The 24835-nt window shown below is 67.7% G+C and carries 23 protein-coding genes; 19 read left to right on the top strand and 4 right to left on the bottom strand.

Annotated features, from left to right (window positions below; all coding sequences use genetic code 11):
• Positions 1-10 precede the first annotated feature (10 nt).
• Complete coding sequence (rnhB, locus tag LV476_RS05870; protein ID WP_250074355.1) at positions 11-619, top strand: ribonuclease HII; 609 nt, start codon at positions 11-13, stop codon at positions 617-619.
• Positions 620-650: 31 nt separating this feature from the next.
• Here rnhB and LV476_RS05865 read toward each other — a convergent pair whose 3' ends face one another.
• Both LV476_RS05865 and LV476_RS05860 read right to left on the bottom strand, forming a co-directional pair.
• Positions 651-1937 (bottom strand): pyridoxal-dependent decarboxylase, exosortase A system-associated, encoded by a 1287-nt coding sequence (locus tag LV476_RS05865; protein ID WP_250074353.1) that lies wholly within the window; start codon positions 1935-1937, stop codon positions 651-653.
• A gap of 3 nt (positions 1938-1940) precedes the next feature.
• Positions 1941-3473 (bottom strand): AMP-binding protein, encoded by a 1533-nt coding sequence (locus LV476_RS05860; RefSeq protein ID WP_250074351.1) that lies wholly within the window; start codon positions 3471-3473, stop codon positions 1941-1943.
• A gap of 205 nt (positions 3474-3678) precedes the next feature.
• Between LV476_RS05860 and aroC the strand changes: the two genes are divergently transcribed.
• The 6 genes from aroC to LV476_RS05830 all read left to right on the top strand — a co-directional run bounded on the left by aroC (position 3679) and on the right by LV476_RS05830 (position 11600).
• Positions 3679-4800 carry a chorismate synthase gene (aroC, locus tag LV476_RS05855; RefSeq protein ID WP_250074349.1) on the top strand — a complete coding sequence of 374 codons (1122 nt, stop codon included), beginning with the start codon at positions 3679-3681 and terminating at the stop codon, positions 4798-4800.
• The gene (locus tag LV476_RS05850) at positions 4797-6020 is read left to right on the top strand and encodes an MFS transporter (protein ID WP_250074346.1); all 1224 of its coding nucleotides are present in this window, start codon (positions 4797-4799) and stop codon (positions 6018-6020) included. Before aroC ends, LV476_RS05850 begins: the two co-directional genes overlap by 4 nt.
• A 22-nt stretch (positions 6021-6042) precedes the next feature.
• The gene (locus LV476_RS05845; protein ID WP_250074343.1) at positions 6043-6837 is read left to right on the top strand and encodes a class I SAM-dependent methyltransferase; all 795 of its coding nucleotides are present in this window, start codon (positions 6043-6045) and stop codon (positions 6835-6837) included.
• Positions 6838-6848: 11 nt separating this feature from the next.
• Entirely contained in the window at positions 6849-7325 is a 477-nt protein-coding gene (gene rnhA, locus LV476_RS05840) for a ribonuclease HI (RefSeq protein ID WP_250074342.1), read from the top strand.
• 76 nt (positions 7326-7401) lie between these two features.
• On the top strand, positions 7402-8478 hold the full coding sequence (locus tag LV476_RS05835) for an efflux RND transporter periplasmic adaptor subunit (protein WP_250074340.1): 1077 nt from the start codon (positions 7402-7404) through the stop codon (positions 8476-8478).
• On the top strand, positions 8475-11600 hold the full coding sequence (locus tag LV476_RS05830) for an efflux RND transporter permease subunit (protein WP_250074338.1): 3126 nt from the start codon (positions 8475-8477) through the stop codon (positions 11598-11600). The genes LV476_RS05835 and LV476_RS05830 overlap by 4 nt, the downstream gene beginning before the upstream one ends.
• Here LV476_RS05830 and LV476_RS05825 read toward each other — a convergent pair.
• Together LV476_RS05825 and LV476_RS05820 are read right to left on the bottom strand one after the other, a co-directional pair.
• The gene (locus LV476_RS05825) at positions 11597-12880 is read right to left on the bottom strand and encodes an MgtC/SapB family protein (protein ID WP_250074336.1); all 1284 of its coding nucleotides are present in this window, start codon (positions 12878-12880) and stop codon (positions 11597-11599) included. The two genes, LV476_RS05830 and LV476_RS05825, sit on opposite strands and share 4 nt — an antisense overlap.
• A 26-nt stretch (positions 12881-12906) precedes the next feature.
• Positions 12907-14082 (bottom strand): NAD(P)/FAD-dependent oxidoreductase, encoded by a 1176-nt coding sequence (locus LV476_RS05820; protein WP_250074335.1) that lies wholly within the window; start codon positions 14080-14082, stop codon positions 12907-12909.
• Positions 14083-14195: 113 nt separating this feature from the next.
• On the opposite strand from LV476_RS05820, the gene LV476_RS05815 reads away from it, so the two are divergent.
• The 12 genes from LV476_RS05815 to LV476_RS05760 all read left to right on the top strand — a co-directional run bounded on the left by LV476_RS05815 (position 14196) and on the right by LV476_RS05760 (position 24826).
• Positions 14196-14669 carry a YaiI/YqxD family protein gene (locus LV476_RS05815; protein WP_250074333.1) on the top strand — a complete coding sequence of 158 codons (474 nt, stop codon included), beginning with the start codon at positions 14196-14198 and terminating at the stop codon, positions 14667-14669.
• Between the two features lie 2 nt (positions 14670-14671).
• Positions 14672-15379 carry a DNA polymerase III subunit epsilon gene (gene dnaQ / locus LV476_RS05810; RefSeq protein ID WP_434062832.1) on the top strand — a complete coding sequence of 236 codons (708 nt, stop codon included), beginning with the start codon at positions 14672-14674 and terminating at the stop codon, positions 15377-15379.
• A 169-nt stretch (positions 15380-15548) separates the two neighbouring features.
• The gene (gene rsxA / locus LV476_RS05805) at positions 15549-16130 is read left to right on the top strand and encodes an electron transport complex subunit RsxA (protein WP_250074330.1); all 582 of its coding nucleotides are present in this window, start codon (positions 15549-15551) and stop codon (positions 16128-16130) included.
• Entirely contained in the window at positions 16130-16720 is a 591-nt protein-coding gene (gene rsxB, locus LV476_RS05800) for an electron transport complex subunit RsxB (protein ID WP_250074328.1), read from the top strand. Before rsxA ends, rsxB begins: the two co-directional genes overlap by 1 nt.
• A complete protein-coding gene (rsxC, locus tag LV476_RS05795) occupies positions 16713-18458 on the top strand; it encodes an electron transport complex subunit RsxC (RefSeq protein ID WP_250074326.1) in 1746 nt (581 codons plus the stop codon). Before rsxB ends, rsxC begins: the two co-directional genes overlap by 8 nt.
• Positions 18455-19507, top strand: a complete 1053-nt coding sequence (locus LV476_RS05790; RefSeq protein ID WP_250074324.1) for an RnfABCDGE type electron transport complex subunit D — start codon at positions 18455-18457, stop codon at positions 19505-19507. The genes rsxC and LV476_RS05790 overlap by 4 nt, the downstream gene beginning before the upstream one ends.
• Positions 19504-20241: an RnfABCDGE type electron transport complex subunit G gene (locus LV476_RS05785; RefSeq protein ID WP_250074322.1), complete on the top strand. Its 738-nt coding sequence runs from the start codon at positions 19504-19506 to the stop codon at positions 20239-20241. The genes LV476_RS05790 and LV476_RS05785 overlap by 4 nt, the downstream gene beginning before the upstream one ends.
• On the top strand, positions 20234-20935 hold the full coding sequence (locus LV476_RS05780) for an electron transport complex subunit E (protein WP_250074320.1): 702 nt from the start codon (positions 20234-20236) through the stop codon (positions 20933-20935). The genes LV476_RS05785 and LV476_RS05780 overlap by 8 nt, the downstream gene beginning before the upstream one ends.
• Positions 20936-21037: 102 nt before the next feature.
• Entirely contained in the window at positions 21038-21772 is a 735-nt protein-coding gene (locus tag LV476_RS05775; protein WP_250074317.1) for a dienelactone hydrolase family protein, read from the top strand.
• Between the two features lie 356 nt (positions 21773-22128).
• Entirely contained in the window at positions 22129-23121 is a 993-nt protein-coding gene (locus LV476_RS05770) for a general glycosylation pathway protein (RefSeq protein ID WP_250074315.1), read from the top strand.
• Positions 23122-23151: 30 nt separating this feature from the next.
• A complete protein-coding gene (gene nagZ, locus LV476_RS05765; protein ID WP_250074313.1) occupies positions 23152-24213 on the top strand; it encodes a beta-N-acetylhexosaminidase in 1062 nt (353 codons plus the stop codon).
• A 37-nt stretch (positions 24214-24250) separates the two neighbouring features.
• A complete protein-coding gene (locus LV476_RS05760; protein ID WP_250074311.1) occupies positions 24251-24826 on the top strand; it encodes a hypoxanthine-guanine phosphoribosyltransferase in 576 nt (191 codons plus the stop codon).
• Positions 24827-24835: the final 9 nt, after the last annotated feature.

Raw genomic sequence — 24835 nt, 5'->3', positions numbered from 1 at the left:
GGACGCGAGTATGCCGCAAGCCGACCTGTTTGACGATCTGGACGCCATGGGCTGTTACTGCGGTGTCGACGAGGCCGGGCGCGGCCCGCTGGCCGGGCCGGTGGTCGCCGCGGCAGTGATACTCGACCCGGCGCGGCCGATCCGGCTCCTCGACGATTCGAAGAAGCTGACCGAGGCTCGCCGCGAAGCCCTGTTCGAAGAGATCCGCGAGCATGCCGCCGGCTGGGCCATCGCCGAGGCAAGCGTCGCCGAGATCGACGAGATAAACATCCTGCACGCCTCGATGCTCGCCATGCGCCGGGCGGTTCTAGCGCTGCTCGACGACGGCCATGTGCTCGATCGGGCGCACATTGACGGCAACCGCTGCCCCGAGCTACCGGTGCTTGGCCGGGCGGTCGTCGGCGGCGATGCCTCTGACCCCGCCATTGCCGCGGCATCGATACTGGCCAAGGTGTCGCGTGATCGGCAGATCGTAGCGCTGGATGCCGCTCATCCGGGCTACGGTCTAGCTCGCCACAAGGGGTATCCCACTCCGGCCCATCTTGCGGCCCTGGCCGAACTCGGCCCCAGTCCCATCCACCGGCGTTCGTTTGCTCCGGTGCGCCGGCTGCTGCCCTGAGCTGAGGCCGATATGCCGGCCGACGTGTTCCTCAGACGAGGAACTCGTTGGCCGCGTCCCGGGAGAGGAAACCACCGGGCGAGGCCGAGGCGCCATAGGCGCCCGACTGCAGCACACCCACCCAGTCGCCCGGCGAGAGCGGTGGCAGGGATTGGTTCTTCCCGAGCACATCGAGCGGCGTGCATAGCGGACCGGCCAGGTCGACCGTCTCGATCGCCTCGTCGTCGAGACGATCGATCGCGATCAATGGCCAGTTGCGTCGCAATACCGCGCCGAGGTTGCCGGACAGCGCCAGGTGGTGGTGCATGCCGCCGTCGCAGACAAGGTAGGTGGTGCCGCGCGAGACCTTGCGGTCGATCACGCGGGTGAGATAGACCCCCGCGCCGGCGACCAGGAATCGACCCAGTTCCAGACGGGTGTCGATGGTCGTGTCGCCGCCGTCGCCCAAGGTGGCCAGCGCTTTGCCGAGGCGGGTGAATGCCGGTGCCAGCACATCGAAATCCAGGGGGCGGTCGCCGGGGTGATAGGCCACGCCCAGTCCGGGGCCGATGATCAGTTCATCCGGCGTGTAGCCGGTGGTGGTCTGCCACTCGCGCAGCAGTTCGATCCAGGCATCGAGGGTGCCGGCGATGGCTTCGGCATCCAGGCTTTGCGAACCCGCGAACAGGTGCAGCCCGACCAGATCGATGCCGCCCTCGGCCAGTGTCTCGCGCTGCTCGAGCAGGGCGGGGATCGCCTCGCTGTCGATGCCGAACGGGCGGGCGCCGCCACCCATGTGCATGCCCGAGCCCTTGAGCGCGAACGGCGGGTTGACCCGCAGGGCCACCCGAGCGCGACGGGACATGGCCCGCGACTCGATCATGATCCGCTCGAGCTCCCCGACCGACTCGGCGTTGATGGTGATGCCGTGCTCGATCGCATGACGGTGCTCGGCACGCGACTTGGCCGGTCCGGCTATCGAGATGTTGTGTTCGGCGTTCGCCACCTCGCCGGCCAGCTGCATCTCGGCCAGCGACGCGCAGTCGAAACCGTCGACCAGACCGGCCATGTGACGCACCAGCGGCGGGAACGGATTGGCCTTGATGGCGTAGTGGATGCCGATCGACTCGGGCAGCGCGGTGCGCAATGCCGCCGCGGCCGCATCCAGACAGCGACGGCTGTACAGGTAGGCCGGGGTCTGCGGCACGCGTGCCGAGAGCGGTTGGCCGTCTATCGAGAGATGGCCGTTCTCCCGACCCCAGCATTCGGCCAGTGGCCCGAGCGTCAGCTCGAGGACCTGCTGGCCGCTGCCGGGATCGATCGGGGTGCGCTTCGCCATGGGTCAGTGCTCCTCCATCGTGGTCAGGGCCTGGCGATCGAACTTGCCGTTGGCCGACCGGGGCAGGGCGGCATGCACGACGATCTCGGCCGGCTGCTGGTAGGGGGCGAGATGAATCCGCAGGTGGTGGCGCAGGGCATCGACGTCCGCCTCCGCCGGGGCGACGTGCAGCCGCAGCCGCTGGTTGCCGCTTTCCGGGTCGGGGATGCCCACGGCGATGCACTCCTCGATGCCGGGAGCGGCATGCGCCACCAACTCGATTTCCTCGGGGCTGATGCGGAAACCGGCGACCTTGATCTGCTCGTCGAGCCGCCCCTCGAAGAACAGTCGCCCCGAGGTGTCCATGCGCGCGCGGTCACCGCTGTATACCACGCGTTTGGCTTCCCGGTCCGGCCAGCCTGGCGGCGGGCGGCGAAAGCGTCTTGCGGTGGCCTCCACGTCGTTGATATAGCCGGCGCTCACCAGCGGTCCGCCCTGCACCAGTTCGCCGCTTTCGCCCGGCCCCAGCAGCCGGTCGCGGCCGTCGACCAGTCCGACGGTCGTCCCGGGCAGCGGGTAGCCAATGGCGTCCGGGAAGGCGTCGACTTCCTCGGGAGGCAGGTAGGTGGCGCGGAAGGCCTCTGTCAGACCGTACATCAGGAACAGTCGCGTTTCCGGACGCGCGCTTCGCAGACGACGGACGGCGGTCACCGGCAGGGCGCCGCCGGAGTTGGTCAGCACGCGCAGCGCCGGGGCGTCGACGAGCCATGATTGTCGGGAGAGCGGCACCAGCAGACCGGGCGTGCCGGCGAAGACGGTTGCCCGCTCGGTCAGCAACGGCCGCTTGAGGTCGGCGGGCAGCAAGTAGTCATCGAGGTAGACCGCCGCGCCGGACGCAAGCCCCGTGGTGACCTGAGAGAACCCGTAGTCGAAGGCCAGTGGCAGGATGGCGGCGACTACGTCGTCGGGCTGCAGCTCGAGGTAGTCGGCCACGACGGTCGTGCCGGCGTCGAGGTTGCCCTCGCTGACCATCACCCCCTTGGGCAGCCCGGTGCTGCCGGAGGTGAAGAACAGCATCGCCAGCCGGTCGGGACTCGCGCTTCGATTGCCCGCCGGCTCGCCCCCCGGTCCGGTCGACTCGGGCGACGCCAGCTCCCGTGGCCTCTCGCTGTCGGTGGGCCACCAGCCCCATCCGGCCTCGAAGTCACCCGGGCCGTATTGCCGCAGGCGGGGACGGTCGGCAAGCAGTCCTCGGGCTTCGCAGCGGGCGAGCTGGTGGTCGACCTGCTCGGGACGAAGCCCGGGATGCGCCGGGGCGGGCACGATGTCTTCGGCAAGCATGGCCAGTAGCCAGACGACGGTGTCGACCGACTTGCCCGCCCAGAGCACCACCCGGTCACCGTCTGTCAGATCGAGCGCCCGCAGCGACTGGCGAGCTGCCTGCAGGCGACCGGCCAGCGTCGCGTAGTCCAGCCACTGCTTCCTGTCCCCAAGGGCGCGCGCAGCTGGGCGGGTTCGGGCCTGCCGGTCGATGGTGGAGATGAGGTCGATGGGCATGGACGGCTGGTCTTGGGCAGTGTCCGGATCGGACAGGTATACTCTGCGGTCTTTGGCGGGGCGTGCCCCCGGCGCATTGGCGTGCCGGCCGGACGCGGACCGCGCAGTTTAGCATGTCCCGCGGGCCGCCCGTGCGGGGCGCAGCCGCTATCGCGGCCGCGGCGGCCGCCGGTTTTTGGAACGGCCAGTATTTGGAATAACACGCATGTCAGGCAACACCTTCGGCACCCTGTTTCGGGTCACGACATTCGGCGAATCCCACGGACCGGCGCTCGGCGCGATCGTCGACGGCTGCCCGCCCGGGCTGCCGCTGACCGAGGCGGACCTGCAGGCAGATCTCGACCGGCGCCGGCCGGGCACCTCGCGGCACACCACGCAGCGTCGTGAGCCCGACCAGGTGCGCATCCTCTCGGGGGTGTTCGAGGGCGAGACCACCGGCACGCCCATCGGCCTGCTGATCGAGAACGTCGACCAGCGCTCCAAGGACTACTCCAAGATCGCTGAGCAGTTCCGCCCCGGCCATGCCGACTACACCTACCGGCAGAAGTACGGTCGGCGCGACTACCGCGGTGGCGGGCGTTCCTCGGCCCGCGAGACCGCCATGCGCGTCGCTGCCGGTGCGATCGCCAAGAAGTGGCTGGCCGAGACATTCGGCGTGACCGTGCGCGGGCACCTCTCGCAGCTCGGCCCGATCCGCCTGGACGAGGGTTGCTTCGACTGGTCGGCCGTCGGCGAGAACCCCTTCTTCTGGCCCTGTGCGGCACAGGTGCCGGAGCTCGAGTCCTTCATGGACGACCTGCGTCGCTCGGGCGACTCGGTTGGGGCCAAGGTGACGGTGCGCGCCGAGGGCTGCCCGCCGGGCTGGGGCGAGCCGGTGTTCGATCGTCTCGACGCCGACATCGCCCACGCGCTGATGGGGATCAACGCGGTCAAGGGTGTCGAGGTCGGTGACGGCTTCGACTGCGTTGCCGCACGCGGTACGGAATTCCGCGACGAGATCACGCCGGAGGGTTTTTTGAGCAACCATGCCGGCGGCGTGCTCGGCGGCATCTCCAGCGGGCAGGACATCGTCGCCCACCTCGCGCTCAAGCCCACCTCAAGCATTCGCCTGCCCGGGCAGAGCGTCGACGTGCACGGCGAGTCGGCCGAGGTGGTCACCACCGGTCGCCACGACCCCTGCGTCGGCATCCGGGCCACGCCCATCGGCGAGGCGATGCTGGCACTGACCTTGATGGATCACGCGCTGCGCCATCGTGGCCAGTGTGGTGATGTCGACAGCGACACGCCGGTGGTGCCGGCCGGGGACGGTTCGACGCCCGGCCAATGAGCACGAACCCGGCAGGACAGGGCGAGGCGCGCAGTCTCAACCCGATCCGGCTCGGGTATTTCGCCTTCTTCCTCGGGCTCGGCGTCTATCTGCCGTATTTCAGTCCCTACCTGATCGAGCAGGGCTTCGGTCCCGACACGGTCGGGGCGATGCTGGCCATGGTGATGGCCGCCAAGCTGATCGCTCCACCCCTGCTGGGCTGGATGGTCGATCACAGCGGCCGGGTGATTGTCTGGCTGATCGCCGCGGCCGTGATCAGCGGTCTGCTCGCCGCGGGCCTCGGGCTGCTGGGTGGCCTTGACGCCGGCCTGCTCGGCTGGATGGCGTTGCTGGTGCTGTTCGGTTTTTTCTGGCAGCCATTGCTCTCGCAGCTGGATGTCGCCGCGCTGCGGCTGACCGGACCCGCGCCCGAACGGTATCCGGCCCTGCGCGCCTGGGGGTCGATCGGCTTCATCGTCGCCTCGGTCGGGCTGGGCGCGCTGATCGACCGGGTCGGTCTCGATGCGGTGCCCTGGTTGATGGCCGTGGCCCTGGCCGCGCTGGCGCTGGTGTTGTGGCGGGTGCCGGAGCCGGGCGTGCCGCGCGAGACGGGTACCCGTCCGGTATCGATCCGTGCCCGGCTCAAGGAGCCGGCCATGCTCGGATTCTTCGCCGGCTCCTTCCTGATCAACCTCGCCCATGGCGTCTACTACGCCTTCTTCTCGGTCCATCTTGCCGATCTCGGCTATTCGGCGACCGCCATCGGCCTGTTGTGGGCGCTGGGCGTGGTCGCCGAGATCGTGCTGTTCTTCCTCCTTCCGGGCCTACGCAACCGGTTCGCACCGCTTGGTCTGCTGTTGGTCGCGATTGCCCTGATGGCGCTGCGCTGGTTGCTGATCGGCTACCAGGCCGACGTGCTCGGCTGGCTGTTGTTCGCCCAGCTGCTGCATGCGGCCAGTTTCGGCATGACTCACGCGGTCGGCATCTGGGTGATCGACCACCAGTTCCCCGGTCGGGCGCATGCTCGTGGCCAGGCGATCCTGTCGGCAGCGAGCTACGGCGGTGGCGCGGCACTTGGCCTGTACCTTGCCGGGCTGCTCTGGGGTAGAGTGGAGCCCGGTACGGCCTTCGCCGCAATGACCCTTGCCAGCCTGCTCGCGCTCGGCCTGATGCTCGCCAGCCGGCGGGTGGTGCACTGGTCACCCGGCGAACGCGAGGCCGACCAACGGCCCCCTGCCTGAACCCGAGGACCACGTTGTCGCCGTGAGCCAGTCGCCCGTCAGCCCCAACGAGCTTCCCGCCAGTGTGGCCGCGGCCGACTGGTATCGTGCCCCGGTGGGGCAGCTGGTGGCTGCCGACCTGATCGAGCTGCTCGCCCGGCGGGCGGAGACGGCCTTCGGCTACCACGCGCTGGTGCTGGGCGAGGCCGGCTTGGAATTCGACCGGCGCTTCGACTGGAATCAGCAGTTGCGCATCGCCCATCAGGTGCTGGCCGGCCCGCCCGGCGGGTCGGCTTCCGGACGGCTGCCGGTCGACCTCGATGCGCTGCCGATCGAGAGCGAGGCGGCCGATCTGGTGATCGCCCTGCACGTGCTCGAGGACCGGCGCAACCCGCACGAGATCCTGCGCGAGATCGACCGTTCACTGCGTCCCGAGGGACGCCTGCTCGTGGTCGGCATCAATCCGGCCAGCCTGTTGCACCTGAGCGCCCGTTTCTGGCCGCGCTGTCATGCGCCGTTGGCGTTCGGTCATCATCATCCGGCCTGGCGGGTCGTCGACTGGCTGCGCGTGCTGGGCTATCGGATCGAAGCGATCGAGCCGGTCGGCGGCGTGGCACCGTGGTGCCGCGATTCCGCCTACCGTCGTTGCGAGCGCCTGCGCCGCCTCAGTGGCGACTGGGCCTGGTTCCTCAACGGCCTGTACGTGATCGACGCCACGCGTCGCGTCGCTCGGCCCACCCCGGCGAAATCGGGTTTCCGCCTGCCGTCGCTGGTCGGCCAGCCCGTTCGCGGCGAGGTGGCCGGGTTCCGTCGCCAGTCAAGCCACTCCAACCGATAAGTCTCAAGATCATGCAGCAACCCGATACTCCCTCCTCCGATCGGCGCAAGGTCGTTCATGCCTGGACCGACGGCGGCTGTCGCGGCAATCCCGGTCCGGGCGGCTGGGGGGCGGTGCTGCGTTTTGGCGAGCATGAGCGTGATCTGTGGGGGGCGGACACGGAAACCACCAACAACCGCATGGAGTTGACCGCCGCCATCGAGGCACTCGAGGCGCTCAAGGAGCCCTGCGAGGTGCATCTGACCACCGATTCGCAGTACGTGCGCCAGGGCATCACCGAATGGATCCACAACTGGCGCCGACGCAACTGGCGTACGGCCGCCGGCAAGCCGGTCAAGAACGCGGATCTCTGGCGTCGTCTCGAGCAGGCGGCCGAGCGACATCACGTCCAGTGGCACTGGACCCGCGGCCACGTCGGCCACCCGGAGAACGAGCGTGCCGACCAGTTGGCCAACCGGGCCATGGACGAGGCGGCCGCACCGGACTAAACAGTGGCGTAGCGGTGGCGCTCGGGCGCAGACGGGGCGTGAAATCGACGGATCGGCAACATGGAGGGTCGTGGTGATGACGCGGGAATGGCTGCGAGGCAATGCCGGCTGGCTGGTGGTGATTGCCGTGATCGGGCTGCTGGCACTCTGGATCGCCACGGGCGAGTCCCCTGTCCCCGAGTCGTCCGTGGCCGAACGCTCCGATTCGGTGCGGGTGGCGCTCAAGACCAGCCGGGCCGAATCGATCGAGCGGCTGGTGACTATCCAGGGCGAGATCGAGCCAGATCAGATCGTGACGGTGCGGGCGAAGACCGGCGGTGAAGTGATCGAGACACCGGTCGACGAGGGTGCCGTAGTCGATGCCGGCACCCTGATCGCCCAACTTGACCTCGACGACCGCGAGGCGCGCCTGCGCGAGGCCCGTGCCGAGCTGCAGCGTGCCCAGAGTGACTACGCGGCGGCCTCCCGCCTCGCCCAGGGCGGCTACCAGGCCCAACAGCAGGTCGAGCGTGCTCGCGCCGAACTCGAGGCCGCCCGGGCCAGTGTCGCCGAGATCGAACTCGACATCCGCCATACCCGTATCACCGCCCCGATCGCGGGCGTCCTCAATACCCAGATTGCTCGCAAGGGCGACTACCTTGCTGTCGGTGAGCCGGTGGCGGAGATCGTCGAGAACGATCCGTTGCGCGCAGTGGTCAGCATTCCGCAGCAGCGCATCGATGCGATCCACGAGGGGTTGCCCGCCCGGGTGATCTTTCTCGACGGCACGCAACGCGAAGGGCGCGTGAGCTACCTTTCCGTGACCGCCGACCCGGCCACGCGCACCTTCTCCGCGCGAGTGCGGGTCGACAACCCCGAGCGCAGCCTGCCGGCGGGTACCAGCGTGACCGTCGAGATTCCGGTCGAGCAGGTCGCGGCTCACGGCATTTCCCCGGCGCTGATCTCCCAGGACGAGGACGGCCGCCTCGGGGTCAAGGTCGCGATCGAGAGTGAGGGCGGTCTCAGAGCCCGTTTCGTGCCGGTCGAACCCGTGCGTGCCGATGCCCGGCGTATCTGGGTGACCGGATTGCCGGAGACCGTCCGGCTCATCGCGCTCGGTCAGGGGTTTGTGCGCGATGGTGACCGGATCGAGGTGGGCGAGGTCGGCTCGTGAGGGCGATGCTCGCCGCCCTGTTCTCCCGCTCGCGTAGCGTGCTGCTGCTTCTGCTGGCACTCCTGGCGGCGGGCGGGATCGCCTACGTGCAGATCGCCAAGGAGGCGGCACCCGATGTCGATGTGCCGATCTTCTTCGTCTCGGTTTCCTACCCCGGCATCTCGCCCGAAGACAGCGAACGGCTGCTGATCCGGCCTCTGGAGCGCGAATTGTCGACCATCGAGGGCCTCGACGAGATTCGGGCCAGTGCCGGCGAGGGTTTCGCTTTGCTGCGGCTGGACTTCCGCGCCGGCTACGACAACCGCCGTGCCCTGGCCGACGTGCGCGAGGAAGTCGATCTGGTGCGCCCCGAATTGCCGCCGGGGGCCGAGGAACCGGTGGTCAACGAGGTCGATCTCTCCATGTTCCCGGTGCTCACCGCGACCTTGTCCGGGTCGGTGCCCGAGGCGACCCTGATCCGCATCGCCCGTGATCTGCGCGACCGCATCGAGGCGGTGCCCGGCGTACTCGAGGTCGAGATCGGCGGTGAGCGCGAGGACCTGCTCGAGGTGATGGTCGACCCGCAGACGCTGGAGACCTACCGACTGCCCTACAACGAACTGATCGCGGCGCTCGAACGCAACAACCGGCTGGTCGCCGCCGGGGCCATCGACACCGGTGCGGGGCGCCTGACCCTCAAGGTGCCCGGCGTGATCGAGTCGGTCGAGGACGTGCTCGATCTGCCGGCACTTGCTCATGATGGCACCGTGGTCACCTTCGACGAGGTGGCCACGGCCCGGCGGACCTTCAAGGACCCGGAGGGATTCGCCCGGGTCAACGGCCAGCCGGCGATCTCGCTGGAGATCCGCAAGCGCGGCGGGGCGAACATTCTCGATACCGTCGCCGCCGCCCGCACGATCATCGCGGATGCCAGCCATGACTGGCCGGGTGGCGTCGAAGTGCGCTATCTGCAGGACCAGGCGCGGGACGTCCGTGATCTCCTTGGCGACCTGGAGAACAGCGTGCTCACCGCGATCGTGCTGGTCATGCTGGTGATCGTTGCCGCGCTCGGCGGGCGCTCGTCATGGCTGGTGGGGTTGTCGATCCCGGGTGCGTTCCTCGGCGGGGTGCTGGTGCTGTACCTGCTGGGCTACACCCTGAACATCGTGGTGCTGTTCTCGCTGATCCTGGTGGTTGGGATGCTGGTCGACGGGGCGATCGTGGTGATCGAGCAGGCCGATCGCTATCTTGCCGAAGGACGTGCCGAGACTGCCTACCGCGACGCGGCCCAGCGGATGGCCTGGCCGATCATTGCCTCGGTGGCCACCACGCTGGCGGTCTTCCTGCCAATGCTGTTCTGGCCCGGCATGGTGGGCGAGTTCATGTTCTACCTGCCGGCGACGGTGATCATCACGCTCTTGATGTCGCTGGCGATGGCGCTGGTGTTCATCCCGGTGCTGGCCGCCTCGCTGGGCGGCGAGCAACCCAGTCGTCCCGAGCAGGTCAAGCACATCCGCGCGGCCGAGGCGGGCCGCTTCGACGAGCTCGACGGCGGGACCGGTCGCTACGTGACCCTGCTGCGCTGGACCGTGACGCATCCGGTGCAGACGCTGGTGGCGGCCGTGGTCGTGACGGGCGGGCTGTTCGTTGCCTACGCCGAGCTGGGTCGCGGCGTCGATTTCTTCCCCGAGATCGAGCCGCGCTTCGCCCAGATCCAGGTGCAGGCCCGCGGCGATCTATCGGTCTGGGAGGCCGACGATCTGGTGCGCTCGGTCGAATCGCGTTTGCTCGACCGCCCTTCGCTCAAGACTGTCTATGCCCGCACTATCGGCTCGTCCCGGGACCGGCTCGCCCAGGACTATGCCGAGGACGTGATTGGTGTGATCCAGCTGGAATTCGTCGACTGGCAGCAGCGCCCGCCGGCAGCCGATATCCTCGATCGCCTTCGAGCGGACCTCGCGGGCATTCCGGGTGTGCGGCTGCAATTCCTGACCGAATCGGGCGGGCCACAAGAGGGCAAACCGGTGGTTCTCGAGGTGTCGGGTGAACGCAAGGGTGCCTCGGTAGGCGCACTCTCGGCGGGTGTCGAGCATCTGCGTGACGGCATGCAGACGGTCGGCGGCTTCGTCGACGTCGAGGATGACCGGCCGCTGCCAGGTGTCGAGATCCGGCTCGAGATAGACCACCGCGAGGCCGCCCGCTTCGGTGCCGATGTCAGCCTGCTCGGACGCGCGGTGCAGATGCTCACCCGGGGGCTGGAGTTGGGCGACTACCGGCCGGCGGACGCCGACGAGGAGGTCGAGATACGGGTGCGCTTCCCCTTCGACGAGCGCAACCTTGTGCAACTGGTCAACCTGCGGGTGCCGACCCAGGCCGGGTTGGTGCCTATACGCAATTTCGTCGATTTCGTGCCGGCGCCCAAGACCGGGATCATCAACCGGGTCGACGGCCGGCGCACCTTCACCGTCGAGGCCGACGTCGGGCCGGGGCGGCTGGTGGATGAGCGGCTCGGTGTGTTGACCGACTGGCTTGAGGCCCATCCCCTGCCTGACGGCCTGCGACAGGCCGTGCGTGGCCAGCAGGAGGACCAGGCCGAGGCCGGCCAGTTCCTCTCCTGGGCCTTCGTGATCGCGATCGGCCTGATGCTGCTGATCCTGATCACTCAATTCAACAGCGTCTACCAGGCCTTCCTCGTGCTGAGCGCGATCGTGATCTCCACCGGTGGAGTGTTGCTGGCGCTGATCCTGCGTGGCGAGCCGTTCTCGGTGGTGATGAGCGGCATTGGCGTAATCGCGCTGGCCGGGGTGGTGGTGAACGACAACATTGTCCTAATCGATACCTTCAATCAGCTGCGCCGCGAGGGCGTTCCGGCCGAGGAAGCGGCCCTGCGCACCGGCGCCCAGCGCCTGCGGCCGGTGGTGCTGACCAGCGTGACGACGGTGCTGGGGCTTACGCCGATGGTCTTCGGCCTGACCATCGACTTCATCGGTCGCGAGTTCAGCATCGGTGCGCCCTCGACCCAGTACTGGGTGCAACTGGCCACCGCGATCGCCGGCGGCCTGATCGCCGCCACGGCGCTGACCCTGCTGTTCACGCCGGCGATGCTCGCCTGGGCCGAACGTCGGGGTGAGCAATCGGCCTAGACGAACAGCCAGGCGGTCAGTAGGCCACCGGCGAGCGACAGCACCATTGGGCCGGCGACGTGCAGCCCCAGCCGCTGGGTGCCGATGCTGCCGGCGATGCCGGTCTTGACGATGTTGTTCACCGCCGAGGCGATGATGATGCCCATCACGGCGGTGTGGATATCGATGGTGTCGCGCGCCATGCGGGTCAGCGACAGGTTGATCGCATCGACGTCGGCGACGCCCGAGGAGGCGGCCAGCAGGTAGATGCCGGCGCTGCCGAGCCACTCGCGCAGCCACTCTCCGGCGAGCATGATCACGGTCAGCAGGGCGCCGAACAGCAGCGCAGAGGTGAGATCGAGCGGGTTCTGTGTCAGTTGCGGTTGCTGGACCGTGCTTCGGCGTCGGGCCCGGTGCCACATTAGGCCGGCCGGGACGTAAAGCAGAACCGTCATCACCACCACCGGCCAGAGCAGGGGCGCAAAGATGGGCGGGTGGACCGCGGTGGCGACCAGCAAGACTCGGGGGAACATCGTGCCGCAGGCGATCAGGATGCCCACCGCAAGCATCGGGCCGAGATCCGGTGTGCGTCGCGATTGCCGCGCGAAGTGAAGCGTGAGTGCGGTCGAGGAGCTCAGGCCCGCGAACAGGCTGGTGAACAGGATGCCCTTTTCGGCGCCGCCGACGCGGATGGCGAAGTAGCCGACGAACGAGATCGAGGCAATCAGCACCACCATCCACCAGATCTGGTAAGGATTCAATGCTCCGCCGGGGCCGAGCGGCTCGTTGGGCAGCAGTGGCAGCATCACGACGCTGATCAGCAGCAGCTTGAGGGCCGCATCCAGCTCGCGTGCCTCGAGCTTTTGCAGCAGGCCGTGGATCTCGTCCTTGTTGTCGAGGATCATCGCGGTGATGACCGCCGCCGCGGTGGCGATCACCACGTCGACCGCCACAGCCACCGCCCCGATGCAGAACGTGATCAACAGCCCGATGCTGTCGGTGATGCTGAAGTTGCGCACCGATTCGGCCCGCGTGCGCCAGGCCACCAGCGACACCGCGGTGACCGCGAGCAGCAGGGTGGGGAAGGCCCAACCGGTCAGCGTCGTGGAGAGCAGGGCGGCCAGCCCGCCCAACAGGCCCACCAGTGCGTGGGTGCGGATGCCGGCGATCCGTTCACCGGCTTCCTTCTGCCGGCTCGACCAGCCGCGTTCCAGGCCGATCAGCGCCCCCAGCAGCAGGGCTACCGTCAGCAGCACCAGTGATTGGTTCTCCTGCAAGAACTGACCGGTCAGACTATCCATGCCGACTCCCTGTCCAATATATCCCGTCACGCAACCTGGCCAGCCGCGACTCCCGAGGCCCAGGCCCACTGGAAGTTGTGGCCGCCGAGGTGGCCGGTGACGTCGACCACTTCGCCAATGAAGAATAGACCCGGCTGGCTGCGTGCTTCCATGCTCTGCGAGGAAAGCTCGTGGGTATCGACCCCGCCGAGGGTGACTTCTGCGGTTCGGTAGCCTTCGGTGCCGGCGGGATGCACCGCCCAGCGCTGCAGGTGATCGGCGGCCGCCGCGATGTCTTCGCGCGAGTATTCCTGCAGCGGCTGTGACCAGCCGTGCCAGTCGCACAGGACCCGCACCAGCCGGCGTGGCAGGTGCTCGTCGAGGTACTGCAGCATCGTGCCCTGAGGGTGCCGGCGGCGCCGCTCGGTCAGTTCGGCGATGACATCGCGCCCGGGCAGCAGGTCGATCATCAGCGGCTCGCCCGGTTGCCAAAAGCTCGAGATCTGCAGCATGGCCGGACCGGAAAGGCCGCGGTGGGTGAACAGCAGTGGCTCCTCGAAACGCATCCCGCCTGCGCTTGCCGCGACGGGGGTGCTGATGCCGGCAAGCGGGGCGAGACGCTCCTTGAGCGCGGGATGCAGCGTGAAGGGCACCAGCCCGGCGCGTGTCGGCAGCACCTTGAGGCCGAACTGGCGGGCGACCTCGTAGCCGAACGGGGTGGCGCCCATGGTGGGAATCGACAAACCGCCGGTGGCGATCACCAGCGACTCGGTGGTGATCGTCCCGTTCGGGGTGCGCAGGCGGTAGCCGCCGTCGATTACCTCGATCGCTTCGACCCCGGTCTTCATGCGCACCTCGGCGCCGGCCCAGTCGCACTCGGTCAGCAGCAGGTCGACGATCTCGCGCGCCTTGCCGGCGCAGAACAGCTGTCCCGGGGCCTTTTCGACGTAGTCGATGCCGTGGCGGTCGACCAGCTCGAGGAAGGCGCTCGGCGGGTAGCGCTTGAGTGCCGAGATGCAGAAATGCGGGTTGGCCGACAGGAACTGGTTCGGCGTGCTGTTGAGGTTGGTGAAGTTGCAGCGCCCGCCGCCGGACATCAGGATCTTCTGGCCGGCCTTGCGGGCGTGATCGAGCACCAGCACGCGACGGCCGCGGTAGCCGGCGGTGGCGGCGCACATCAGGCCCGCCGCGCCCGCGCCGATGATCACCACGTCGAAGTCCATGTTCCGTCCTGCCCTGGGCTGAATGACGGGGCATGATAGCAACCGCCCGTCTGGCGTATGATCGACGCCCATCAGTCACGCCCGATTCCAGGGCGATTCGCAGGAGTGCCGTCTTGTCCATCTGGGTCGATGCCGATGCCTGTCCGGGGCCGATCAAGACCATGCTGTTCCGAGCCGCCGACCGGGTGGGTGTGGATATCGTGCTGGTGGCCAATCACCCGCTGCCGACGCCACGTTCCCGGCGGGTCAGCTTTCTTCAGGTGGCACCGGGCTTTGATGTCGCCGACAATGCCATCGTCGAGCGCGTTTCCGCCGGCGAGCTGGTGATCACCGCCGATATCGAGCTGGCGGCTGAAGTGCTGGCCAAGGGCGCGGCGGCGATCGGCCCGCGTGGCGAGCGTTTCGATGCCGAATCCATCCGCGGCCGGCAGGCGCAGCGCGAATTCATGCAGACCCTGCGCGAGAGCGGGGTTTCCACCGGCGGCCCGCCGCCGCTGGGGCCTAAGGACAAGCAGGCCTTCGCCAGCGCCCTGGAGCGATGGCTGAATCAATATCAACGCCAATGCGGAGGCGAAAACCGTCGATGACACTGCGACAGATCGTTCTGGACACCGAAACCACCGGCATGCCGGTCGAGGAGGGTCACCGCCTGATCGAGATCGGCGCGGTCGAGCTGGTCGAGCGGCGCCCGACGCACCGCAACTATCATCAGTACCTCAACCCCGAGCGGGCGGTGGATGCCGGCGCCTTCGCCGTGCACGGCTTGTCCAATGACTTCCTGGAAAACAAGCCGCGCTTTGCCGAGGTGGTCGAGGAATTCCTCGACTACGTCCGTGGTGCCGAGCTGATCATCCACAATGCCGCGTTCGATGTCGGCTTCCTTGATGCCGAGCTCAAGCGCGCCGGCTTCCCGCCGCTGTCCGAGCACGTCGATCTGGTCACCGACTCGCTCGCCATCGCCCGCGACAAGCACCCCGGGCAGCGCAACAGCCTCGACGCCCTCTGCCGTCGCTACCAGATCGACAACTCCGACCGGACCCTGCACGGCGCGCTGCTCGACTCGGAGATCCTCGCCGACGTCTACCTCGCCCTGACCGGCGGCCAGTGGGACCTGTCCTTTGACAATCCCGCCGAGACAGCCACCGCCGGCCAGGCGGCACTGGGCACCATCCGCGGCGACCGGCCGCGCTTGCGCGTGATCGCGCCCGAGGCCGATGCGGCCGCCGCGCATGCCGAGTGGGTTGAGCGGCTCAAGAAGGCCGACGAGGCCTTCGAGTGGCCGCAATTCTCCTCCTGAGGGCGCCCGCGTCGGCCTGAGCGAGCGTCGCCCGTCCGCGGCAACTTGAAACCTGCGAACGGTATGCATGAACATACCGGTTCGCGGGCCGCGGCCCTTCCTTGATACCATGGCGGGAATACAGTGCCGGCCCCGTCGGCGCGGTTTCCGGGACGCACGGTAGGTGGCCTTGACTGAATACATCCTCATCCTGATCAGTACCATCCTGGTCAACAACTTCGTGCTGGTGAAGTTCCTCGGCCTGTGCCCGTTCCTGGGGGTATCGAACAAGGTCGAGACGGCCATCGGCATGTCGCTGGCGACCACCTTCGTGCTCACGCTCTCGGCGATCGCCAGCTACGTCACGCACGCTTGGCTGCTCGAACCGTTGGGGCTGGGCTACCTGCGTACGATCATGTTTATCGTGGTGATCGCGGTGGTGGTCAATTTCACCGAGATGATGGTGAGAAAGACCAGCCCGCTGTTGCACAACGTGCTCGGCATCTACCTGCCGCTGATCACCACCAACTGCGCCGTGCTGGGTGTGGCGCTGCTCAACGTCCAGCAGGCGAACACCTTCATCGAGTCGGCGCTGTACGGCTTCGGTGCCTCGGTGGGCTTCTCGATGGTGCTTATCCTGTTCTCCGCTCTACGTGAGCGACTGGCCGCGGCCGACGTGCCGGCGGCCTTCGAAGGCGTGCCGATCGCCCTGGTCACGGCCGGGTTGATGGCACTGGGTTTCATGGGCTTTGCCGGGATGGTGACTGTCTGATGTGGCTGGCGATCTTTCTTGCCGTCGGGCTGGCGATCCTGTTCGGTGTGCTGCTGGGGCTGGCGGCGCAGTTCTTCCGTGTGGAGGGCAACCCGCTCGCCGAACGGATCGACGAGCTGTTGCCGCAGACGCAGTGCGGCCAGTGCGGCTACCCCGGCTGCAAGCCGTACGCCGAGGCGATGGCCAAGGGCGATGCGGACATCAACCGTTGCCCGCCGGGCGGCGAGTCGACCATCCGCAATCTCGCCGACCTGCTGGACGTGGAGTTCAAGCCGCTGGATGACGAGCTTGAGGTCCAGGAGGTCAAGACCCTCGCCATCATCGACGAGGACGTCTGTATCGGCTGCACCAAGTGCATTCAGGCCTGCCCGGTGGACGCGATCCTCGGTGCGGCCAAGCAGATGCACACGGTGATCGAGGACGAGTGCACCGGCTGCGAGTTGTGCGTCGAGCCCTGCCCGGTGGACTGCATCGACATGGTGCCGGTCGAGGAGGGTGTCGAAGCCTACCGCTTCCCGATGCCCGAATCCGCCCACCCGGTACCCACGCGCGGCCCGGCCGCCCAACGGGAGGCGCCGGCCCATGCCTGAGGCGCGCGCGACGGTCTCGCCGGGGCTGCATGGCTTTCACGGGGGGCTCGATGTCGAGTCTCACAAGGCGCCTGCCTGTGACCGTTCCATCGGCGAGATGCCGCTGGTCGACGAGTACGTCCTGCCGCTGCACATGCATATCGGCGCGCCGGCGATCCCGGTGGTGTCGGTGGGCGATCATGTCGGTCGCGGTCAGCTCCTGGCCCGCCCGGACGACTTCATCTCCGCGGCTATCCATGCCCCGACTTCCGGGGTGATCAAGGCGATCGAGCCGCGTGGGCTGCCGCATCCGGGTGGTCTGTCGGCGCAGAGCATCGTGCTGGCCGCCGACGGCGAGGACCGTGCGGCCGACCCCTTCCCGCCCTGGCCCGACTACCGGGACAAGAGTCCGGTCGAGATCCGCTCGCGGTTGCGCGAGGCCGGCATCGTCGGGCTGGGCGGGGCCGTCTTCCCAACGGCCGTGAAGCTCGCCACTGCCAATCCCGGCGGGGTGGAGACGCTGGTGCTCAACGGCGCCGAATGCGAGCCCTATATCTCCTGCGATGACCGCCTGATGCAGGAGGCGCCCGAGAGCATCATCCGCGGGGCACAGATGATGCTGCATGCGGTGGCCGCGGCCCGCTGCCTGATCGGCATCGAGGACAACAAGCCGCAGGCGATCGCGGCGCTGCAGGCGGTGATCGACCGGTTGGCGGCCGAGGAGGGCGAGGATCGCTTCAGCATCAAGGTGGTGCCGAGCATCTACCCGGCCGGTGGCGAGAAGCAGTTGATCCGCACGCTCACGGGCATCGAGGTGCCGCGTAACCGTCATGTGACCGACTACCAGCTGCTGTGCCTGAACGTGGGCACGGTGGCCAACAGCTGGCACGCCGTGGTCGAAGGTCGGGCGCTGACCGAGCGGGTCGTGACCGTTACCGGCGGCGGAGTGGCCGAGCCACGCAATCTCCGCGTGCGTATCGGCACGCCGATGGCCAAGGTGATCGAGGCGGCAGGTGGCTATACCGAGGGCGTCGACCGGTTGTTGATGGGCGGGCCGATGATGGGCTTCGCTCTGCACGATGATGAGGTGCCGGTGGTCAAGGCGACCAATTGCCTGCTGGCGATGCGCCCGGTCGACCGTGACCCGGCACCGCCGCCGCAGCCCTGCATTCGTTGCTCGCGCTGCTCGGAGGCCTGCCCGGCCGACTTGCTGCCGCAACAGCTCTACTGGTATGCGCGCGCCCAGCAGTTCGACCGCAGCCACGACTATCATCTGTTCGACTGCATCGAGTGCGGCGTCTGCTCGGCGGTGTGTCCGTCGCATATCCCGCTGGTGCAGTACTTCCGCCACGCCAAGACCGAGATCTGGTCGGCCGAGCGTGAGAAGGCCAAGGCCGAGCATGCGCGGCGCCGGTTCGAATTCCACAACGAGCGTATCGAGCGGCAGAAGGCCGAGCGCGAGGCGGCCCTGGCGAAAAAGCGTGCCGCGATCAAGGCCGCCCAGGAGAAGGCCGCGGCCAAGGAGGCGGCCGGCGACGAGGACTCTGGCCCGGCCGAGGCGAGCGGAGATCAGAAGCCGAAGGCCGATCAGCCGGCCGGCGAGGACAAATCCGCCGCTGCGCTGAGCATCGAGGCGGCCCGAGCGCGGGCCAAGGCCCGCAAGGCGCGCGCACAACAGGCGCAGCCGGCGGCAGATGCGGATAAGAGCGCTGCCCCCAAATCGGGCGAATCACCTGAACGGCCGGGAGGGTCGTCATGAAGTTTCCGGTCCAGACCTCGCCGCACGTCGAGGCCCGCTCGAGCGTCGCCGACGTGATGACCACCGTGCTCTGGGCGCTGGTGCCGGGCACGGTCGCCGCCGTCTGGCTGCTTGGCTGGGGGGTGCTGGTCAACGTCCTGCTGGCAGTCGGCGCGGCCTGGCTGGCCGAGGCGCTGATGCTGTGGCTGCGCGCGCGACCGTTCCGTCCGGCGCTCACCGATCGCTCGGTGCTGATCACCGGCTGGATCTTGGCGCTGTGCCTGCCCAATCTCGCGCCCTGGTGGCTGCCGGTGGTCGGGGCGGTATTCGCCGTGGCGGTCGCCAAGCAGCTTTACGGCGGTATCGGCTACAACCTGTTCAACCCCGCCATGGTCGGCTACGTGGTGCTGCTGGTGTCCTTCCCCGAGGCCATGACACGCTGGGGCGCGCCCATCGAGGGTGGGGCGGCCAGCCTGTCGTTCTTCGAGGCGCTGCAGTGGAGTCTGTTCGGCGTGTTGCCGGCCGGCACGGGCTTCGATGCCCTGAGTCAGGCAACCCCGCTCGATCAGTGGCGCATGGTAATGACCCAAGGCGGCGAGATGGCCGGTGCGGGTGCCTCGATCTGGCAGGGTGGCGGCTGGTCGCTGTGGCTGAACGTCGCCTTCCTCGCCGGCGGGGCGTGGATGCTCTGGCGCGGTGCGATCCGCTGGCACATCCCGGTCGCGATGATCACGGGCGTGCTGGCCACGGCAACCCTGCTGTGGGGCATTGATTCCGAGCGCTTCGCCGACCCGCTGTTCCATCTGATCAGCGGCGGGGTGATCTTCGGCGCCCTGTTCGTCGCCACCGACCCGGTCACGGCCTCGACTACGCCGCGCGGACGGCTGGTGTTCGGTTTCGGCATCGGCATGCTCGCCGTACTGATCCGCAGCTTCGGCAACTACCCTGACGGAGTGGCCTTCGCGATACTGCTGATGAACCTTGCCGTGCCGCTGATCGACTATTACACGCAGCCGGCGGTGTTCGGCCGCAAGGGCCGGGTTGATGCTGGCGGGGAGAAGGGCTCGTGAAGGACCTGGAGCTGCGTCGTGTCGTCATCACCGCGGTGATCCTGGCCGTGTTCTTCGGTCTGGGCGTGGGCTTCGTCGCCTATACCCAGCAGAAGACGGCCGACCAGATCGAGCTCAATCGCCAGGCGGTGTTGCTGGGTCAGATCATGGCGGTACTCTCGGGCGAGGCGCACGACAATAACCCGGCCGAGGACGCCTTCGTCCTGCCCGACCCGCAAGCGTTGAACCTGGGCGAACCGGTGATCGAGCCACCGGCAGACGGTGTGTTGCCGGCCTCGCTGACGGTCGAGGAGCGCGAGCGAGCGATGGCTGCCGGCCAGCTCGGCTTTCGGGGGCGTGAGGGTGGCCAAATCACGGCGGTGGCGATCCCGGTGGTCACCCACCGTGGCTACAGCGGCGACATCCGGCTGCTGGTTGGGGTGCGGGCCGATGGCGTGATCTCCGGCGTGCGGGTGCTCGAGCAGAACGAGACGCCGGGGCTGGGCGACAAGATCAAGGCCGACAAGACCGACTGGATAAAGGACTTTGCCGGACGTCGGCTCGGCGATCCGCCGCTCGAGGGCTGGGCGGTGAAGAAGGATGGTGGCGCCTTCGACCAGTTCACCGGGGCTACCGTGTCGCCACGGGCGGTGGTCGAGGCGATTGAGGACGTCCTGCTGTACGTGCGCGAGCATCGCCGCCAGTTGTTCGAGCAGGCCGCGCGTGACGACGAGGAGGAGCATGACGATGAGTGAACCACGTCTGTCCGAACTGGCCCTCGACGGGCTGTGGAAGAACAACCCGGCGCTGGTCCAGGTGCTGGGCTTGTGCCCGCTGCTGGCGATATCCAACACCATGGTCAACGCGATCGGCCTGGCGGTTGCCACGCTGGTGACACTGGTGGTGTCCAACGGCGTGGTGTCGCTGATCCGTGACTGGGTTCGCCCGGAAGTCCGTCTGCCCGTCTACGTCATGGTGATCGCCTCGGTGGTGACCATCATCGAGCTGATCATGAACGCGCACTTCCACTCGCTCTACAACACGTTAGGCATCTTCATTCCGCTGATCGTCACCAACTGCATCATCATCGCCCGCGCCGAGGGCTTCGCCTCGCGTCACGCCTTCGGCTTCTCGGTGTTCGACGGCTTCGTCATGGGGGCCGGATTCGGGCTGGTGCTGATCACGCTCGGCGGCATGCGTGAACTGATCGGTTTCGGCACGCTCCTGGCGGGCGCCGAGCAGCTGTTCGGCCCGATGGCCGTCGACTGGGGCGTGCGCCTCCTGCCCGAGCAGATGACCTTCCTGCTGGCCCTAATGCCGCCGGGCGCCTTCATCGGCCTGGGTCTGCTGGTCGCCTTCAAGCAGGCGGTCGACCAGCGCACCGCGCGGCGCGCCCGTGCCGCTCAGGCTGCCCGCAGCGGCGAGCCGACTGCCGACCCGGTTGGCTGAAAACACGGCCGCGAGCTGCTAAGACTTTTCCTTTCGTAGCGACGCTCCGCCCCGAGCCGGGGGGAGCGTCGTTCCCACGGTGCTGAATCTAAGGAGAACGGCATGGCCGCTGAGATCAAGACCCAGGAGCTCGAGTACCACGGTGACGATCTGCGCATGCAGGGCATGGTCGCCTTCGATGCCAATGCCGCCGGACCGCGACCGGCCGTGCTGGTGGTGCCCGAGTTCTGGGGGCGGACCGCCTACATGGAAAAGCGTGCCCGCGACATGGCCGAGGCCGGTTATGTGGGCTTCGCCATCGACCTCTACGGCGACGGCAAGCTGACCGAGGATGCCAACGAGGCCACCGAACTGATGAACCGGGCCCTGTCGGATTTCGAGGCGCTGAAGCGTCGCTACCGGCTCGCGATCGAGGCGATCAAGCGCCATGACCGAGTCGATGCCGAGCGTCTCGGCGCGATCGGGTACTGCTTCGGCGGCTCGGTGGGCCTGAGCATGGCACGCCAAGGCGTCCATCATGATGCACTGGCGACCTTCCATGCCGGCATCGGCGGTCTGGCGCCGGTTGCCGGCCGGGTCGACACGCCGACTTGGATCTTTACCGGCGAGGAAGACCCCATGGCCGACCCGGACGAGGTCGAGCGGGTCGCCGAGGAGATGCGAGAGGCGGGCGCCGAGGTGCAGGTCATTCGCTATCCGGGTGTCAGTCACGCCTTCACCAACCCCGGCGCTGACGATAAGGCGGCGCGGTTCGGCCTGCCGCTGGCCTATGACCACGCCGCCGATCGCGACTCCCTGCAGAAGACCCTCGAATTCTTCGCTCGCCGGCTGGGCTAGGGCGACCCACCGTTGGGCGGCGCTCATCGCGCTGCCCCATCTTGGAGCAACGGTGCAGGCGCAGCCGTTCGGCTTCCCCGCGTGGCACGGCTCGAGGCGCGATACGGGAAACCCCGCCAGTTCGCGGTTTCCCGGTTGCCATCAGCCTGTCACGTGGACTTGGCATGCTTCTCGCTGCTGGTGGGTTGCCAACACGACACGTTCTTCCATCTCCAATGTAGACGTGACCCGTTTGGTGCTCTTTGACTCCTCCTTGCTGGGCGCCCAATCGGGCGCCTCTTTTTTTGCGCGAGGCCCCGGCCCGGCTCGGGTTACACTGCCCACCGGAGCGTTCACCTACCTCAATCAGGGAAGCCATGCACTCGGCCAACTACATCAGCACCATTGACCGCTATCACGAGCAGTCCCGCTCGATCCGAGAATTGATCGAATCGATCATCACCGGCATCGGCGAGCCGCGACTGCTTACCGACCAGTCTGCGCTGCATTCGGTCACCGAGAAGCTGATCGAACTGTATCCGTTCGTCGATCTGGTCTACCTGCTCGACGAGGAGGGTGTGCAAATTGCCGAGTTCGGCGCCGACGAGACCGGCCACGTCAACCGGGCCATGGGACGCGGCAAGGGCATGGATCGCAGCGAGCGGCCGTACTTCAAGTTCTACAAGTCCGACGAGGAGCACGTTCACCTGACCGAGCCTTACCTGTCCTCGGCTTCGCGGGATCTGTGCATCTCGGCGACCCTGCGCATCGAGCACCAGGGACGGGTGGGCTATCTGGTCATCGACGTGGATCTCGAGGCGATGATCAGCTTCCTGCTCGGCGATACGCTGCGTCGTCGCATCGAACCGTTCTTCCGCGTCCTCTATGGGCTGTTCGCGGCGGCCATGCTGCTGGTTGCCGGGGTGCTGTTCTACAGCAGCATGAGCGAACTGGTCGGTGCCCTGATGCAGCCCGGCTGGGCGGCGGAGCTCAGGCTCAAGCCATTCGAGGTGATCGTCGTGCTCACCCTGGCGATGGCGATCTTCGATCTCGCCAAGACGGTGTTCGAGGAGGAGGTCCTGATGGAGAAGGACGTCCACCGGCACAGCACGGTGCGACGGACCATGACCCGCTTCGTTGCCGCCATCCTGGTCGCCATCCTGATCGAGGGCCTGCTGACGATGTTCAAGGTCTCGATGGGTTACTCCGATCAGGGCGCGGTGGCCACCCTGATGGTATTCGCGGCAGCCGCGTTGCTGGTCGCCTTGGGGCTCTACGTTTACCTTGGAGCGCTTGCGGAAAAGGCGCTCCTGAGCAACAACGGCCGGTCTCGTCGGCAACGCCACGCCCGAGAAGACCACCCGGGCTGATTCTCAACCGAACCTGCTAAGGACATAGCCATGACGGCACTTGGTCCCCTCATGATCGATCTGGTCGGCCCGGAGGTCACTGCCGCCGATCGTCGACGTTTGCAACACCCTTCGGTGGGGGGCGTGATCCTGTTCGCCCGCCACTTCGAAAGCCGAGCACAGCTCAAGGCACTGATCGAGGAGATCCGTTCCTTGCGTCGGCCGCACCTGCTGGTCGCCGTCGATCAGGAGGGAGGGCGCGTTCAGCGCTTCAAGGAAGACGGATTCCTGCCGCTGCCGGCGATGGGCCGCATTGGCGACCTGTTCGACAAGGACCGCCAGGCGGGGCTGGAGGCAGCCCGTTCGCTGGGCTGGTTGATGGCGACCCAACTGCGTGAAGTCGGCGTGGACCTCAGTTTCGCGCCGGTGCTCGATCTCGACCGAGGCATCAGCGGCGTGATCGGTGATCGCGCCTTCGACGAGCGTCCCGAGGCCGTGATCGCCCTGGCGATTGCCTGGACCGGCGGCATGCGTGAGGCGGGCATGGCGGCGGTCGGCAAGCACTACCCCGGCCACGGGGCGGTGGCGGCCGACTCGCATATCGCTCATCCCGTCGACACGCGCTCGCTTGCCACCATGGAGAAGACCGACCTGCGGCCGTTCCGGGCCATGGCCGAGCGTCTGATCCCGGGACTGATGGTCTCCCACGTGATCTACCCCGAGGTCGACGAGCGCCCGGCCGGCTTCTCCCCGGTGTGGGTGCGCGAGATCCTGCGCGAGCAGTGGGGCTACGAGGGAGCGGTGTTCAGCGACGACCTGACCATGGCGGCCGCCTCCGCAGTCGGCGAGATCGAGCAGCGGGTCGAGCAGTGCCTCGCCGCCGGTGTCGACATGGCGCTGATCTGCAACCATCCCGAGCTGGTCGATCGCGTGCAGAAGCGGCTCGAATTCGTCGCCAGCCCGCAGCGCGAAGCGCGTCTGGCACGCATGTTCGGCCATGGTCCGGTGCCGTCGGAAGAGCGGCTAGCCCGCTCGCCCCGCCTTGCCGAGGCTCGGCAGTGGATCGAGCGGCTCGGCGTGGATCAGCCCGATCTGTTTCCCGATCGGGCCTGAACCGTATCCTTCGACCCACACCTTGGTTTCCTTATCCATGCAAGATCCGGTTTCCTGGCGGCAGCGTTCCGAGGACCTCGAGGGGCTGCTCGCCCGCTGCGACTGTCTGATCACCCCCGATGAGATGCAGGCGGCGTACGCCCGGCTGGCGGATGCCATCAACGCTCGCCTTGCCGGGCGCCTGCCCGTGGTGCTGTCCCTGATGAACGGCGGGCTGGTCAGTGCCGGCCAGATCCTGCCGATGCTGGACTTTCCGCTGGAGCTCTCCTACCTGCATGCCACCCGCTATCGGGGTGCGACCAGCGGCGGGGCGCTCAAGTGGCTGGCACAGCCGGACATCGAGCTGGCCGGTCGCGAGGTGCTCCTGGTCGACGACATCCTCGACGAGGGCCACACGTTGGCCGCGGTGCGTGAGTGGTGCCTGGATGCGGGTGCCGATCGGGTCTGGATCGCCGTGGCGACCGACAAGCAGCATGACCGCAAGGTGGCGGGCCTGAAGGCGGATTTCATCGGTGTGCCGGTGCCGGACCGTTACATCTTCGGCGAGGGCATGGATTACCATGGTTACTTTCGGAATCTGCCCGGTATTCACGCGCTGCCCGATGGCGCGTGAGCCCGGCGT

Source organism: Guyparkeria hydrothermalis, from assembly GCF_023555385.1.
Lineage (GTDB): Bacteria > Pseudomonadota > Gammaproteobacteria > Halothiobacillales > Halothiobacillaceae > Guyparkeria > Guyparkeria hydrothermalis_A.
The sequence above is the reverse complement of the archived record's forward strand: the minus strand, read 5'-3'. Positions and strand labels throughout refer to the sequence as shown.

What these genes read in the sequence shown, in the direction of transcription:
- rnhA (WP_250074342.1), top strand. Translation starts at nt 6,849, where the DNA reads ATGCAGCAACCCGATACTCCCTCCTCCGATCGGCGCAAGGTCGTTCAT.
- LV476_RS05775 (WP_250074317.1), top strand. Translation starts at nt 21,038, where the DNA reads ATGGCCGCTGAGATCAAGACCCAGGAGCTCGAGTACCACGGTGACGAT.
- LV476_RS05760 (WP_250074311.1), top strand. Translation starts at nt 24,251, where the DNA reads ATGCAAGATCCGGTTTCCTGGCGGCAGCGTTCCGAGGACCTCGAGGGG.
- nagZ (WP_250074313.1), top strand. Translation starts at nt 23,152, where the DNA reads ATGACGGCACTTGGTCCCCTCATGATCGATCTGGTCGGCCCGGAGGTC.
- LV476_RS05770 (WP_250074315.1), top strand. Translation starts at nt 22,129, where the DNA reads ATGCACTCGGCCAACTACATCAGCACCATTGACCGCTATCACGAGCAG.
- rnhB (WP_250074355.1), top strand. Translation starts at nt 11, where the DNA reads ATGCCGCAAGCCGACCTGTTTGACGATCTGGACGCCATGGGCTGTTAC.
- LV476_RS05790 (WP_250074324.1), top strand. Translation starts at nt 18,455, where the DNA reads ATGAAGTTTCCGGTCCAGACCTCGCCGCACGTCGAGGCCCGCTCGAGC.
- LV476_RS05825 (WP_250074336.1), bottom strand. Translation starts at nt 12,880, where the DNA reads ATGGATAGTCTGACCGGTCAGTTCTTGCAGGAGAACCAATCACTGGTG.
- LV476_RS05850 (WP_250074346.1), top strand. Translation starts at nt 4,797, where the DNA reads ATGAGCACGAACCCGGCAGGACAGGGCGAGGCGCGCAGTCTCAACCCG.
- LV476_RS05865 (WP_250074353.1), bottom strand. Translation starts at nt 1,937, where the DNA reads ATGGCGAAGCGCACCCCGATCGATCCCGGCAGCGGCCAGCAGGTCCTC.
- LV476_RS05860 (WP_250074351.1), bottom strand. Translation starts at nt 3,473, where the DNA reads ATGCCCATCGACCTCATCTCCACCATCGACCGGCAGGCCCGAACCCGC.
- rsxC (WP_250074326.1), top strand. Translation starts at nt 16,713, where the DNA reads ATGCCTGAGGCGCGCGCGACGGTCTCGCCGGGGCTGCATGGCTTTCAC.
- LV476_RS05820 (WP_250074335.1), bottom strand. Translation starts at nt 14,082, where the DNA reads ATGGACTTCGACGTGGTGATCATCGGCGCGGGCGCGGCGGGCCTGATG.
- rsxB (WP_250074328.1), top strand. Translation starts at nt 16,130, where the DNA reads ATGTGGCTGGCGATCTTTCTTGCCGTCGGGCTGGCGATCCTGTTCGGT.
- aroC (WP_250074349.1), top strand. Translation starts at nt 3,679, where the DNA reads ATGTCAGGCAACACCTTCGGCACCCTGTTTCGGGTCACGACATTCGGC.
- LV476_RS05780 (WP_250074320.1), top strand. Translation starts at nt 20,234, where the DNA reads ATGAGTGAACCACGTCTGTCCGAACTGGCCCTCGACGGGCTGTGGAAG.
- LV476_RS05835 (WP_250074340.1), top strand. Translation starts at nt 7,402, where the DNA reads ATGACGCGGGAATGGCTGCGAGGCAATGCCGGCTGGCTGGTGGTGATT.